10 protein-coding genes are annotated in these 13,470 nt (G+C 70.2%); 6 read left to right on the top strand and 4 right to left on the bottom strand.

Features of this window, described 5'->3' with window-relative positions; translation table 11 throughout:
- Positions 1–362: 362 nt before the first annotated feature.
- On the top strand, positions 363–1,955 hold the full coding sequence (locus tag HDC36_RS21255; protein WP_255432853.1) for an alpha-L-arabinofuranosidase C-terminal domain-containing protein: 1,593 nt from the start codon (positions 363–365) through the stop codon (positions 1,953–1,955).
- A 98-nt stretch (positions 1,956–2,053) separates the two neighbouring features.
- Here HDC36_RS21255 and HDC36_RS21250 read toward each other — a convergent pair whose 3' ends face one another.
- On the bottom strand, positions 2,054–2,527 hold the full coding sequence (locus HDC36_RS21250) for a hypothetical protein (RefSeq protein ID WP_179570845.1): 474 nt from the start codon (positions 2,525–2,527) through the stop codon (positions 2,054–2,056).
- 127 nt (positions 2,528–2,654) lie between these two features.
- The gene (fusA, locus tag HDC36_RS21245) at positions 2,655–4,718 is read right to left on the bottom strand and encodes an elongation factor G (RefSeq protein WP_179570844.1); all 2,064 of its coding nucleotides are present in this window, start codon (positions 4,716–4,718) and stop codon (positions 2,655–2,657) included.
- Between the two features lie 731 nt (positions 4,719–5,449).
- Between fusA and HDC36_RS21240 the strand changes: the two genes are divergently transcribed.
- Together HDC36_RS21240 and HDC36_RS21235 are read left to right on the top strand one after the other, a co-directional pair.
- The gene (locus tag HDC36_RS21240; RefSeq protein ID WP_179570843.1) at positions 5,450–6,586 is read left to right on the top strand and encodes a DJ-1/PfpI family protein; all 1,137 of its coding nucleotides are present in this window, start codon (positions 5,450–5,452) and stop codon (positions 6,584–6,586) included.
- Between the two features lie 169 nt (positions 6,587–6,755).
- Positions 6,756–7,712: a DJ-1/PfpI family protein gene (locus HDC36_RS21235; RefSeq protein WP_343204365.1), complete on the top strand. Its 957-nt coding sequence runs from the start codon at positions 6,756–6,758 to the stop codon at positions 7,710–7,712.
- Positions 7,713–7,807: 95 nt separating this feature from the next.
- Here the strand turns inward: HDC36_RS21235 and HDC36_RS21230 are convergent, their stop codons facing one another.
- Complete coding sequence (locus tag HDC36_RS21230; protein ID WP_179570841.1) at positions 7,808–8,971, bottom strand: membrane dipeptidase; 1,164 nt, start codon at positions 8,969–8,971, stop codon at positions 7,808–7,810.
- Positions 8,972–9,215: 244 nt separating this feature from the next.
- Between HDC36_RS21230 and HDC36_RS21225 the strand changes: the two genes are divergently transcribed.
- The gene (locus HDC36_RS21225; RefSeq protein WP_179570840.1) at positions 9,216–10,484 is read left to right on the top strand and encodes a cation:proton antiporter; all 1,269 of its coding nucleotides are present in this window, start codon (positions 9,216–9,218) and stop codon (positions 10,482–10,484) included.
- 27 nt (positions 10,485–10,511) lie between these two features.
- Here the strand turns inward: HDC36_RS21225 and HDC36_RS21220 are convergent, their stop codons facing one another.
- Positions 10,512–11,438 (bottom strand): LysR family transcriptional regulator, encoded by a 927-nt coding sequence (locus HDC36_RS21220; protein ID WP_179570839.1) that lies wholly within the window; start codon positions 11,436–11,438, stop codon positions 10,512–10,514.
- Between the two features lie 143 nt (positions 11,439–11,581).
- Between HDC36_RS21220 and HDC36_RS21215 the strand changes: the two genes are divergently transcribed.
- Complete coding sequence (locus HDC36_RS21215; RefSeq protein WP_179570838.1) at positions 11,582–11,848, top strand: DUF2798 domain-containing protein; 267 nt, start codon at positions 11,582–11,584, stop codon at positions 11,846–11,848.
- A 279-nt stretch (positions 11,849–12,127) separates the two neighbouring features.
- Positions 12,128–13,405: a hypothetical protein gene (locus HDC36_RS21210; RefSeq protein WP_179570837.1), complete on the top strand. Its 1,278-nt coding sequence runs from the start codon at positions 12,128–12,130 to the stop codon at positions 13,403–13,405.
- Positions 13,406–13,470: the final 65 nt, after the last annotated feature.

The following is a 13,470-nucleotide window of genomic DNA, read 5'->3' as shown; positions in this document are numbered from 1 at the left end:
CGCGCATCGGGGAGCGCAACGGGACGGCGCGGCGACCACGTCAGCGGACAGCCGCGCCAGCGATGCGAATCGGCTATAGCAGCGAGGATTTAAGTCATTGGTCGCAACGCGCCGGCCTGCCTATGCTCGAACCGCGGCCGGGGGCTGCCGCAGCGCCGCACCCTCACCGATCACAAGGACTGCGATCTGCACCGATACCGCCACCACGCCGCGCCCTGCCACCCGCGACTGCCGCTGTGCGCCGCAGCGGCCCCGTGCAGCACCGATCCCGTGCATGCGCCGCGTGCGGCCGGCGCCGCCCCTCATCACCGACGCGGCGTCCGTGCACGGCACCGCCGCACCATCCACCTAGGAGACCCACGATGCTCTCGACCCGCTCACTGAAGAACGCCGCGCGACGCTGGCGGCGACGCCTGCCGCTGGCCGCCGCGGTGGCCGCGCTGACCTTCGGCGCCGGCCTGGCGCAGGCCGCCGACGTCGCGGTGCGCGGCACGCTGCACGCCGACCAGCCGGGTGCGCAGGTCTCGCGCAACCTGTTCGGCCAGTTCGCCGAACACCTGGGCAACGGCATCTATGGCGGCGTGTGGGTCGGGCCGGACTCGAAGATCCCCAACACCCGCGGCTACCGCAACGACGTGGTCGCGGCGCTGAAGGCGCTGGAGGTGCCCAACATCCGCTGGCCCGGCGGCTGCTTCGCCGACGAATACCACTGGCGCGACGGCATCGGCCCGCGCGCCAAGCGCCCGACCAGCATCAACACGCACTGGGGCGGCGTCGAGGAACCGAACAGCTTCGGCACCCACGAGTTCATGGACTTCACCGAGCTGCTCGGCACCCAGGCCTACGTGGCCGGCAACGTCGGCGACGCCGCGCCGGACGAGATGGCGCAATGGGTCGAGTACATGACCGCGCCGACCAAGTCCACGCTGGCCAACCAGCGCCGCGGCAACGGCCGCGACGCGCCGTGGAAGGTGCCCTACTTCGGCGTCGGCAACGAGTTGTGGGGCTGCGGCGGCAACATGCGCGTGGAATACGCCGCCGACGTGTACCGCCGCTACCAGACCTTCGTCAAGGCGCCGGCCGACCAGAAGATCATGAAGATCGCGCCCGGCCCCAGCGATGCCGACTACCACTGGACCGAAGTGATGATGCGGGAGGCCACCAAGTACATGGACGGGCTGAGCATGCACTACTACACCATCCCCGGCGGCTGGCCGCCGCGCGCCTCGTCCACCGAGTTCGACGAGACCGCGTGGATCGAGACGCTGTCGCGCACGCTGCTGATGGACGAGCTGATCAGCAAGCACAGCGCGATCATGGACAAGTACGACCCGGGCAAGAAGGTCGCGCTGGTGGTGGACGAATGGGGCACCTGGTACAGCGGCCTGCCCAACGTCAACCCGGGCTTCCTGCGCCAGCAGAACACGCTGCGCGACGCGCTGGTGGCCTCGCTCAACCTGGACATCTTCGTCCAGCACGCCGACCGCGTGCGCATGGCCAACATCGCACAGATGATCAACGTGCTGCAGGCGATGATCCTCACCGACGGCGACAAGATGCTGCTGACCCCGACCTACCACGTGTTCGCGATGTACAAGCCGTACCAGGACGCGACCGCGCTGCCGCTGCAGATCAAGGCGCCGGACTACAAGCACGGCGAGTACACGGTGCCGTCGGTGCACGGTTCGGCGGTCAAGGCGAAGGACGGCCACGTCTACGTGGCGCTGACCAACCTGGACCCGAACCGCGCCGCGGAGGTGGCGGTGAGCGTGGACGGCGTACAGGCCAGCGGCGTCAGCGGGCAGATCCTCACCGCGCCGAAGATCACTGCGCTCAACACCTTCGAGCAGCCGCAGGTGGTGAAGCCGGCGGCCTTCGGCGGCGCCAGCCTGCAGGGCGGCACGCTGAAGGTGGCGCTGCCGGCCAAGGCGATCGTGATGCTGAAGCTGCAATAGTCGCGGACGCCTTCGCGCCTACCCTCCCGCTGCAGGGCGCGGGCAGGTCGTCCGAACCACGCCGGCGCAGGTCGGCGTGGTTTTTTTATGCGCGGCGCCTATTCCGGGGTGTCGGACAGCCGCGCGAACAGCGAGTCGCCGTCCGGCGAGATCAGGTCGCTGACCGCCCAGCAGCCGTTGCCGCGGCGCTGCAGTTCGATCTTCACGCTGCCAGGCTGCTTGCGCGTCGCATCGATGGCCAGCCGATAGTCCACCCGCACTTCCAGCACCGTCGCCAGGGAGCCGCCGGACACCAGTGTAAAGCGCGGAGTGCCCTCAATGTCGCCGTCCTGCGCGTTGGTCCACGGGTCGTAGTCCAGGCGGCAGATGCCCTCGCGCTCGGCGCAGGCGAGTTCGTCCTTGACCGCATGGGCGAAGGACGGCGTCAGCAGCCCGTCCAGGTTCTGCGGCCGCCAATAGAAATCGCGCGCCTGGTACAGCCGTTCGGCCACCTGCAGCGGCGTCGCGCACGGCGGCGCCTGCGCCGCGGCGAGCGCAGGCAAAAAGGCAAGGATGGCAACGAGTCGACGCATGCGCGGCTCCGGTATCGGGGGCGCCTATGAAGCCCGGATCGCGGCGTGTGCGCAAGCGCCGGGCAAAAAAAGAGGAGCCGGCGAACCGGCTCCTCGACCTCGTGCAGCGCCTCTCGCAGGCGGCGGGCTACGCCGCGCTGACAGCCGCGTAGCCGTCGAACGTCATGCTCGCCGACGCGCGCCCCTGGGTCAGCGAGCGCAACGCGGTGGTGTAGGCCTGCAGTTGCGCCAGCGGCGCCTGCGCGACCACGTCGGCGCGGGTGCCGCGCTCGGCGATCGCCACGACGCGCCCCTCGCGCCGCTGCAGATCGCCGAGCACGTCGCCGACGCTGGCGGCCGGGGTATCGATCGCCAAGGCCATCACCGGCTCCAGCAGCAGCGTGCCGGCCTGCGCCAGCGCCGCCTTCACCGCGTCCGACGCCGCACGCTGGAACGCCTGGTCCGACGAATCCACCGCATGCGCCTGGCCATCGACCAGCACCACCTCCACGCCGACCACCGGGTAGCCGCGCGGTCCTTCCGCCAGCGCCGCGCGCACGCCCTTCTCGGTCGCGGCGACGAACGCCTTCGGCACCACGCCGCCGCGGCTGCGGTCGGCGAAGACCACCGCGCCGTCCGCGCGCGGCACCAGGTCCAGCACCACCTGCGCGAACTGGCCATGGCCGCCGTTCTGCTTGGACAGCCGCCCGACCACGCCCAGCGCCGCGGCGCGCAGCGTTTCCTGGTAGGCCACGCGCGGCGCACCGGTGCGCACGTCCACCTGCCACTCGCTGCGCAGGCGCTCCACCATCACCTCCAGGTGCAGCTCGCCCATGCCCCAGACCAGGGTTTCGCCGGTCTCGGCATCGCTGTCGACGCGGAACGAGGGATCTTCCTGCGCCAGCCGCGCCAGTCCCTGCCCCATCCGCACCAGCTCCGCGGCATTGGCCGCGCCCAACCGCCACGCCAGCACCGGCGGCTGCGTGCGGATGCTCTCCAGCACCCAGCGCGCGTCGCCGCCGCTGAGCGTCTCGCCGCTGGCCGCCTCCTTCCAGCCGAGGATGGCCACGATCTCGCCGGCGCAGGCCTGCGCCACGTCGTGGGTGCGCTGCGCCTGCACCACCGCCAGCCGCCCGACCCGGCGCAGACGCCGCGCCTGCGACGTCCACACCATGTCGCCGACGCGCAAGGTGCCCGCATACACGCGCACGAACGCCAGCGGCCCCTGTGCGGTATGCGCGACCTTGAACACCAGCGCCACCAACGGGCCGGACGGATCCGGCGCCAGCTGCGCGGCGAGCGCCATGTCCGTGCCGCCGACGTCGTCCGCGTCGCGCGTCGCCGGCACCGGCGGGCGGTCCAGCGGCGACGGCAGCCAGTCGACGATCGCGTCCAGCAACGGCTCGATGCCCTTGCTCTTGAATGCCGAGCCGGCCAGCACCGGCACGCCGGCGCCGGCCAGGGTGGCGCGGCGCAGCGCGGCGCGCAGCGCGTCGTCGTCGATCGCACGCTCTTCCAGATAGGCCTGCGCCAGCGCGTCGTCGTGCTCGGCCACTGCGGCGACCAGCCGTTCGCGCGCCTCGGCGAACGCAGCGGCATCGTCCGTGTTCCATGCACGCGTGGCCATGCGTCCGTCGCCGTCCCACGCCAGGACGCGGCGGCCGACCAGGTCGACCCAGCCGTCGAAGCCGGAATCGCCCGGCAGCGGCACGCCGACCGCCCACACCGTGGCGTCGAGCTTGCTGCGCAGCTGCGCCAGCACGCCCTCGAACGAGGCGCCGGCGCGGTCCATCTTGTTGACGAACGCGACCAGCGGCACACCGTGCCGGCGCGCCTGGCGCCACACGGTTTCCGATTGCGGCTGCACGCCGTCGACCGCGGAGAACACCGCGACCGCGCCGTCGAGCACGCGCAGCGAGCGTTCCACCTCGATCGCGAAATCGATGTGCCCGGGAGTGTCGATCAGGGTGAGCCGATGCGCCGGCTGCCCGCGCGGCGCCCACTGCGCCTGCACCGCGGCCGCGCCGATGGTGATGCCGCGGGCGCGTTCGATGTCGGAGAAGTCGGTGGTGGCGGCGCCGTCGTGGACTTCGCCGACGCGATGGATCGCGCCGGTGGCCCACAACAGGCGTTCGGTGAGGGTGGTCTTGCCGGCGTCGATGTGGGCGATGATGCCGAGGTTGCGCCAGCGGGAAAGGGTTTGGGTGTTCATGAGAGGGGTTCCAGATGCCAACACGGGGAGGCCGCATGCCCCGGTTGGCGCGTGGGCATGCGGCTAGGTTTCGGGTTCGGCGGCGTAGTGCATGGCACGTTCTCCTTCGCGTTTCGGAAAGTGGGACAGCTGGAAAAAAGGCAATAAAAAAGCACCCATCGGGTGCTTGTCTGCGGCGGATCGGCGGTGGCGGAGCGCTACGGCTCGGCTCGTTCCATCCCGTCAGGCAGGCGCACCCGGCCCGCGCTGATGCGCAGGGCGTCGGTCGGCAATATCAGCAGCGGTGCGTGCGACATGGGAGGGCGGGCGATACGTGGACGAGGGCGCAAGTCTGGACCTGCGCCGCAGGCGGGTCAATGCCTTCGGCGCCACGCTGCTGGAACAGTCCGGCGCGGCGCGTGCAACGACGCGACCGGGCCGCTCGCCGGTGTTGTCGCGACGCGTGTCCAGGCGGCTGATGTGAGCCAGCTGCGACTGGCAGCTGTGCTCGGTCAGGAACGGCAGCACGTCGATGCCATCGCCCACCCTTGTCGGCCAACGCGCGCATGTCGCGAGCGGGCTTGTTGCGCGGATGCGCGAATACCGCGCTGGAGCCGGCATCGACGACGCTGGAGCGGAAAGAGCTTCCGGAACCCCTCGCTTCCCTTCCTGGCAGAAAATGATGGAAGATCGACCTTTAAGCCAAGCGTGAATCCCGAGAGAGTGGGACCCCAACCACATCGGATTTCACCATGTCGCACCATCCCCGTCGCCGCTCCCGCATGGCCCTTTTCGTCGTCGCCGGCCTCTTCGCTGTCTGTGGATCGATTGCCGCCGCCGATTCTCCGGCGACAGCGCAGCCAGAGAATGCGCGGGCGACGGGCTTGCCGATCGTCCACGTCCGCAAGCATCCGGACGCGCTCCCGGTGGTGGTCGTGGTCGCCCAGGACAAGGCCGTGCTGTCGGACTTCGTCGTGCCATACGGCGTCCTGGCGCAATCCGGTGCGGCAACCGTGATCGCCCTGAACATGACCGACCGTCCGTTGAAGGCCGGCCCGCTCACGCTGTTGCCCGACATGACCGTCTCCGCGTTCGACAAGGCCTACCCCGATGGGGCCGACTACGTGATCGTCCCGGCGACGGCGGACAAGCATGCCGAGGAAACGGCCTGGTTGCGGGCACAACGCGCGCACGGCGCAGCGCTGGTGTCGATTTGCGACGGCGTCGAGCTGCTGGCGGAGATCGGCGCGCTCGACGGTCGCCGCGCCACGGGCCACTGGGCCTCGCTGCGCGAGCGTCGCAAGCACTACCGGCAGGTCACCTGGCTGACGAACCTGCGCTATGTGGCCGACGGCGATGTCGCCTCGAGCGCCGGGGTCTCTGCCGCGCTGCCGATCAGCCTCGCACTGGTCGAGACGATCGCCGGGACGCAAGCGGCGCGCGCGACCGCCGAGCGCCTGGGCGTTGCGTCATGGGAAGCCGCGCACGACAGCGACATGTTCAAGGTTCTCCCGACGGACCAGGCCACGCACCGCGCCAACATGCGCGTCGAGCGCGAAGACGTGGTGGCGCTGGAGGTGCGGGACGGCGACGACGAGGTGGCGTTGTCGCTGCACGCCGAAGCATGGTCGCGCACGATGCGCAACGAAGTCCGCATTGTCTCCGACACGGCCGGTCCGGTACGGCTGCGCGGCGGCCTGCGCGTGCTGACCCAGGCGGCTGCGTCCCCGACTGCGGACGTGCGCATCGCATTGGCCGCGGCCGCCCCTGCCGGCACGGCGCTTCCTGCCGCTTTCGATCTGATCGCCGAGCGTTACGGCAGCGGCACCGCACGTCTGTCCGCGCTTGCCATGGAATATCCGTGGGGCGACCTGAAGGCGGCACGGTGACATGCGCGCCCCCCCCACTCGGCGTTATCCGGTCCAGGGCACATGGTGGCCACATGCCGCGATCGGACAATAGCCCATGACGTCTTTGCCAGCGCGGAGCGCTCCCGCTGTCCTAGATGGAAAGCCGATCGGCATCGGTCACGTGGGACAGCCGCACGGACCGCTGCGCGTGGTGCTTCTCGCCTACGACGGGATGAACCTGCTCGACCTCGCCGGTCCGTTGCAGGCGCTGACCACGGCCAACCGGGGCGCGGGACCGGGCGCGCCGGCACGGTATGACACGATCGTGGCATCGGCACAGGGCGGCCCGATTGTCACCGGGTCGGGCTTGCCCGTAGTCACCGTCCCGGTCTGCGCGCTGGCGAACGTCGCGATCGATACGCTGATCGCGCCGGGCGGCTGTGCGGGCGAGGAGTTCGAGGTCACGCCCGCCTTGCGTGATTTCATCGCCGCGCGCGCCGGATCGGTGCGCAGGCTCTGCTCCGTCTGTACGGGCGCGTTCCTTCTGGCAGCCGCCGGCCAGCTCGATGGACGGCGCGTGGCGACGCACTGGGCCTGGCTCGATAAATTGAAGCGCCGGCATCCGGAACTGGAGGTCGATCCGGACAGCATCTTCATCCGCGACGGCAATCTGTGGACCTCGGCCGGGGTGAGTGCGGGAATCGATCTCGCCTTGGCGCTGATAGAGCAGGACTATGGGCCGCGCGTCGCGATCGACGCCGCCAGACAGCTGGTGGTCTTCATGAAGCGCGCCGGCGGGCAATCGCAGTTCAGCGTGCCGTTGGCGGCGCAGGCGCGGGATCGTGCCTTCGTCGAGCTGCACGCGTGGATGGCGGCGAATCTGGGCGCGGACCTGTCGGTCCCGCAGCTCGCGGAGCGTGCAAACATGGCGCCGCGAACCTTCGCGCGCATCTATGCTGCCAAGGTGGGGCGCACGCCCGCCAAGACGGTCGAGTTGATGCGGCTCGAGGCGGCATGCCGCGCGCTGGAGGAAACCGGGCTGCCCCTGAAGAGCATCGCCTTGCAAGTGGGCTATGGCGACGAACAGCAGCTGCGCCGCGCGTTTCGACGCCAGTTCGGCACCAATCCAGGCACGCATCGCTCGCGCTTCTCAACCCATCCCTAGGCATCGAAGCGGAGCGAAAGCGGCCCGCTTGAGGAACGATCAGAGCAAGCACGAAAGCCTGAAAGACGGCATATACCTATGCCTACCGGCGCGCCTCAGGCCGCCCAGATCTCGCCGAACACCCGGTCGAAGTTCAGCCCCAGCACCTTCTCGGTCACCCGTGCGCTGTAGCCGTAGCGCAGCAGGCCATCGGCGACGCGTTCGAGCTTGCGCACGCTGTTGACGTCGGGCAGGTACGGGGTGCGGTTCTCGCCGGGCGCGCCGACACCGTCGTGGCGGCGCTGCTGCATCAGCGTGTCCATCTCGCGGATGTCCTGCTCGGTGACCGGGAAGAACATCGAATCGGTGCCGATGCCGACGTGGTCCTCGCCGCACACGTCCAGCGCATGCCGCATGTGCCGCAGATAATCGGCCAGCTGCGGCTGGCGGCTGTCCTCGGTCAGGAACGGCAGCATGTAGATGCCCATCACCCCGCCCTTGTCGGCCAGCGCGCGCATGTCGCGGTCGAGCTTGTTGCGCGGATGCGCGAACACCGCGCTGCAGCCGGCATGGGTGAACACCGGCGGACGCTGCGACAGCGCGATACCGTCGCGGGTGGTCTGCGCGTTGGCATGGCTCAGGTCCAGCGCCACGCCGAGCCGGTTCATGCGCGCGATCGCCTCGCGCCCGAGCGCGGTGACGCCGCCGGCATCGCCGTCCAGGCAGCCGGTGCCGAACGGCGAGGCACGGTTGTAGGACAGCTGCATCACGCGCACGCCGAGCTGGCGGAACAGATCGATACGCTCGGGCTTGTCCTCCAGCATCGCCGCCGATTCGAAGGAGAAGATCAGCGCGATCCGGCCCTCGCGCTTGGCCCGCTGCAGGTCGTCGTGCTGCAGCACTTTCAGGAAGTGCTGCGGATAGGTTTCGACCAGCGCCTGCGCCGCGGCGATGTCCTTCACCGCCGCTTCGAAGTCGCCGTCGGCATCGCCCAGCGTGGTCTTCAGCGCGGTCACGCCGGAATCGCGCAACTGGCGTATGCGATCGGCGCTGTCGCCGTCGCCGGCCAGCCGGCCGATCGAGGCCAGGGTGTTGGCGTCGAGCACCAGGGCGCGGCGATACAGCGCCTGCGCGTCGGTTGCGCCCGCGCCATTGCCGGCCGTGTCGTTCGCGGACCGTGCCGCGGCGCCGCTCGCCGCCGCCGTGCCGGGTAGCAGCCCCGCCAGCAGCGCGCTGCCGGAAAGGCCCAGCCATTGCCGCCGCGTCCATGCTTCGCTCATCGCTTTCTCTCCCACTGTCATCAGGTGATACCCCGCCCGTGGCCGTTGCCGGCCGGGCGCGCCGCCCCGCATAGCACTGCATCCGGCGCGCGGCGGTCAGTGCCGAAAGTACCGCTGGCCGCGCGCCGCGACACCCGCGACGCCGCTCGGCCGCCCCGGCCGGCACGCGGCGCTGGCGGGGGCAAGCGTGGCTTTCTCCCCGCCGCGCTCCTATCATCCGCCGACATATCAAGGATGCGTGCCGATGACCACACCGCAGATGTCCGTCTATTTCTTTCTGCAGGCGGCAGCGATCCTCCTGATCTGCCGGCTGGTCGGCCTGTTGGCCAAGCGCGTGGGCCAGCCGCAGGTGGTGGGCGAGATGATCGCCGGCGTGGCGCTGGGGCCGTCGCTGTTCGGCTGGCTGCTGCCGGACGTGCAGCAGGCGCTGTTCCCCAAGCAGACCCTGGACATGCTGTACGTGGTCGCGCAGTTCGGCGTGGGCCTGTACATGTTCCTGGTCGGCACCGACTTCCGCGGCGACCATTTCCGCGCCCGCTACCGCAGCGCGATGAGCGTGTCGCTGGCCGGCATCGCGGTGCCGTTCGTGCTCGCCTTCGCGCTGGTGCCGTGGCTGCTGCACACCCCGGGCCTGTTCTCGGCCAAGGCCAAGATCCTGGAAGCCTCGCTGTTCCTGGGCGCGGCCATCGCCATCACCGCGTTCCCGATGCTGGCGCGCATCATCCACGAGCGCGGCCTCACCGGCAGTTCGCTGGGCACGCTGGCGCTCACCGCCGGCGCGGTGGACGACGCCGCGGCCTGGTGCATCCTGGCGATCGTGCTGGCCAGTTTCGGCGGCAGCTGGAACAGCGCCTACCTGGCGATCGGCGGCGGCGTGGGCTACGCGTTGTTCATGATGCTGGTCGGCCGCCATTGGCTGCGCCGCCTGGCCGATCACGTGCGTCCCGACCAGCCGCTCAGCGCCAGCGTGCTGGCGGTGGTGCTGATGCTGTTCTGCATGAGCGCCTGGGCGATGGACGCGATCGGCATCCACGCGGTGTTCGGCGGTTTCCTGCTCGGCGCCTGCCTGCCCAAGGGCGCGCTGACCGAGAAGCTGCGCGAACAGCTGCAGCCGTTCGTGGTGGTGTTCCTGCTGCCGATGTTCTTCACCTTCTCCGGGCTCAAGACCCAGCTCAGCGTGCTGCTGGACCCGCAGATCCTGATCGCCGCGGTGGCGATCCTGCTCGCCTCGTTCCTGGGCAAGGGCATCGCCTGCTGGGCCGCGGCGCGCGTCAGTGGCGAGAACAACCGCGACGCGATGGCGATCGGCGCGCTGATGAACGCACGCGGGCTGATGGAACTGATCATCATCAACATCGGCCTGCAGGCCGGGGTCATCGAGCAGGGCCTGTTCTCGATCCTGGTGCTGATGGCGATCGTGTCCACGCTGATGGCCACGCCGCTGTTCAACTGGGTGATGCGCCGCGCCGCCGCGCGCGAGGCGGCGCCGGCGGTGGCGGGCGGCAGGCTGTAACGCCTCGCCCGCAGCGCGGGCCTACGCCTACGCCACCCGCCACGCCGGCGGCAGGCCGGCGACGAGGTGCTCCTGCAAGGCGCGCACCTTCGGGGTGAAGTCGCGGCGGTCGGCCACGCACAGGTACAGCCGCATCGGTTCGGGCGCGGCGTTGACCGCACCGGCCGCGTCGTACTCAAACAAGGCGCGCAACGCGCCGCGCTGCAGGTACGGCTGCGCCACGAACGCCGCGAGCCGGGTGATGCCGCCACCGGCCGCGGCCATGCCGGCGAGCGCATCGATGTCGTCGCCGACCAGCGCCGGCGTCACCTCGGCGTCGAAGCGCAGCCCGTCGCGGACGAAGCCCCAGCGCAGGTAGCGGCCGTCCACCGCCCAGCGCAGCAACAGGCAGGCGTGGTCCTTCAGTTGCTCCGGCGTCGTCGGCGTGCCGGCACGCGCCAGATACTCCGGCGCCGCGCAGAACACGAACGGCACCGCGGCGATGCAGCGCGCGACCAAGCCGTCCTGCAACTGCGGCTCGATGCGGATGCTGACGTCCACGCCTTCCTGCGCATGGTCCACGCGGTGATCGGCGCTCAACAGTTCGATCGCCAGGCGCGGATGCCGCGCCGCCAGCGCCGGCAGCAGCGGCGCCAGCACATGCCGGCCGAACGCGGCGGTGCTGGCCACGCGCAACCGCCCTTCCGGCTCGGCCTGCGGATCGGCCACCGACTGCCGCGCGCGCTCCAGATCCAGTTCCACCCGCCGCACCTGCTGCAGATACAGCGCGCCGCGCTCGGTCAGCGCCAGGCTGCGCGTGCTGCGGTTGAGCAGGCGCACGCCCAGATGCGCCTCCAGCCGCGCGATGTTCTGGCTCACCGCCGCCGCGCTCACGCCCAGGGCCCTGGCACCACCGGCGACGCTGCCGGCCTCGACGGTGTGGATGAAACTGCGGATGGACTGAAGGAGATTCACTACGCAAACCGGTATACGCGATGCATTCGTAAGTTGCAGTTTACAAAGTCGCAAGCCGCCCTCGCCTACTGGCGCTGCGATCGGCTTGCTAACGTGCCGCCTCCCGAGCCGTCCGGCCCGCAACGACCACCGAGATATCGCCCATGCAGGATTTCGACATCGCCGCGCCACGCCGCCTGAAGCTGGGCGTGCGCGCCACCCCGTTCGTGTTCGCCTTCTACATGGCCACGATCATGGCCATGCTGATGTGCCTGGTGATCACCGCGGCCAATGCCGGGCTCGGCGAGGACTATCTGCAGCGCGTGCTCGGGGCGTACCGGCTGGCGATGCCGACCGCGTTCTGCTGCATCCTGGTGGTACGGCCGCTGGTGATGCGGCTGGTGGCGGCGACGGTGCATCCGCCGCGCTAGCGATGCCCGGGCAGCCCTAGCGGCAAGACGCCCCGCGCCCGCGGGCTGGCATGAGCGGAGAGCGGATAGCCGAACGGCGTGCCTCGCCCGAATAAGTGCTGCGCATCTAAGTTCCGAAGCAAACTCCCCCACATCCTGCCAACCGCATCGATAACGGTCCGTACGCCGTTGCTACGCTGAGGCGGTGACCGATGCGGTGACGGCGACAGTCCAGCACGCTGCGCATGGCCATATCGCCGCAGCATCGGCTCGGCGACGACCCATACAGGAGCTTTTGCGATGACCTTGTCCGTTGCCGGCCGCTTGCTTCGATCCCCGCGCACGCTCACCGAACCCGCGCAACTGACGCTGGCACGCATCGATGGCGGCACGCAGTGGTTCGAATGGGCGAGCGGGTCCGCGCAACGTTACGATTTCGCGGACGAGCGCAGCCTGCTCGATGACGTGCAGCAAGGCTTGCACGGCACCTCCATGCTGTGGCTGCCGCGGATCGGCCTGCAGGTCGGGCCGGCCAAGCTGCTGACGCTGGCCCTCCATGAGCTCGCCCTGATCCATAACGCCGAAAGCCTAGGCGACAGCGAGGCGCTGGCGCGCCGGGTGCGAGACGTGCTGGCCGCACACGACCTGGTGACCAATGCCGAGTTGGCTTCCGCCGATGCGTTCCTGGCCGAACTCGGGGTGGCGACGGCGCCGTTGCTGCAGGGGTTGGACTTCGACGACCGCATGGCCGTGTGGCGCCTGGCGGCGGCGGACCCACAACCGGCCGCGCGCGCCGTCAGCCGTCGCGAAGCCGCCGATTTCGCGCTGGCGCGGGCCCGGTCTGCATTGGAATTCTGCGACTACTACCGCTATTACCTGCAGTCCGCCGCCGATGGCCGCAGCGCCGCCGCACGCCGACAGGCCACCACCGAAGCGCTGGACACGCTGTTGCCCGCGTTGTTCGATGCGCTTGGCGGGCCACGGTTCGACGGCTCGCCCACGGTGGACGAGCTGCCGCGCGCGCTCCACAGCTACCTGGCGACGGGACGCGCGATCGGCTTCCCGCGCCTGTCGCTGGCCGCGCAACAAATCGCAGGCCAGGTTCCCGGCCTCGGTGGCGACCCCGATCGTCTCCGTCGCAGCGTCGCGTCCGTGCTGCAGGCAGCGCAGGCGTTGCTGGGCAACGCTTCGCTGCAGCCAGGACGCTTGGGCCAGGACGGCAGCAGCCTGCAGTGGCTGGCCCAAGACGGCGACCGCCGCGTGCGGTTGCAGTTCACTGGCGACGTCCTGACGATCGCCGATCTCGCCGACGCCGTGGACGCGGCCGCCAAGGCACCGCCGCGACGCTCGCAGCCAAGCCCGGCAGCCGCTGCGCCGCCGGTTCGCGAGGCAAGCGCGGACGCCGAGCGACACCTCGAACAGGCGCAGCAGCAGGTGGACGAGGCGCTGCGCATCGCCGAGCGTCTCATCGCAGAAGCCGAGGCCGTGGCGGCAGCTGCCATCCGCCAAGCCAACGAGGCCGCCGACGCCGCCTTGGCCGCGGCGAATGCCGCGACCAACGGCTCCTCCAGGAGGTAGTTCCGCTGCCCGCGCTACGCACCGTGGCGATGGCCGGCACCGCGCGGGTGCAAGGCATCACCGCG

The sequence above is a fragment of the Xanthomonas sp. JAI131 genome (assembly GCF_013410075.1).
GTDB lineage: Bacteria > Pseudomonadota > Gammaproteobacteria > Xanthomonadales > Xanthomonadaceae > Xanthomonas_A > Xanthomonas_A bonasiae.
Note: the sequence above shows the minus strand (reverse complement) of the source record. Positions and strands in the feature narration are given on the sequence as shown.

Bases quoted from the DNA above. Each gene is read 5' to 3' on its own strand.
- HDC36_RS21255 (WP_255432853.1), top strand. From the start codon at position 363: ATGCTCTCGACCCGCTCACTGAAGAACGCCGCGCGACGCTGGCGGCGA.
- HDC36_RS21250 (WP_179570845.1), bottom strand. From the start codon at position 2,527: ATGCGTCGACTCGTTGCCATCCTTGCCTTTTTGCCTGCGCTCGCCGCG.
- fusA (WP_179570844.1), bottom strand. From the start codon at position 4,718: ATGAACACCCAAACCCTTTCCCGCTGGCGCAACCTCGGCATCATCGCC.
- HDC36_RS21240 (WP_179570843.1), top strand. From the start codon at position 5,450: ATGTCGCACCATCCCCGTCGCCGCTCCCGCATGGCCCTTTTCGTCGTC.
- HDC36_RS21230 (WP_179570841.1), bottom strand. From the start codon at position 8,971: ATGAGCGAAGCATGGACGCGGCGGCAATGGCTGGGCCTTTCCGGCAGC.
- HDC36_RS21225 (WP_179570840.1), top strand. From the start codon at position 9,216: ATGACCACACCGCAGATGTCCGTCTATTTCTTTCTGCAGGCGGCAGCG.
- HDC36_RS21215 (WP_179570838.1), top strand. From the start codon at position 11,582: ATGCAGGATTTCGACATCGCCGCGCCACGCCGCCTGAAGCTGGGCGTG.
- HDC36_RS21210 (WP_179570837.1), top strand. From the start codon at position 12,128: ATGACCTTGTCCGTTGCCGGCCGCTTGCTTCGATCCCCGCGCACGCTC.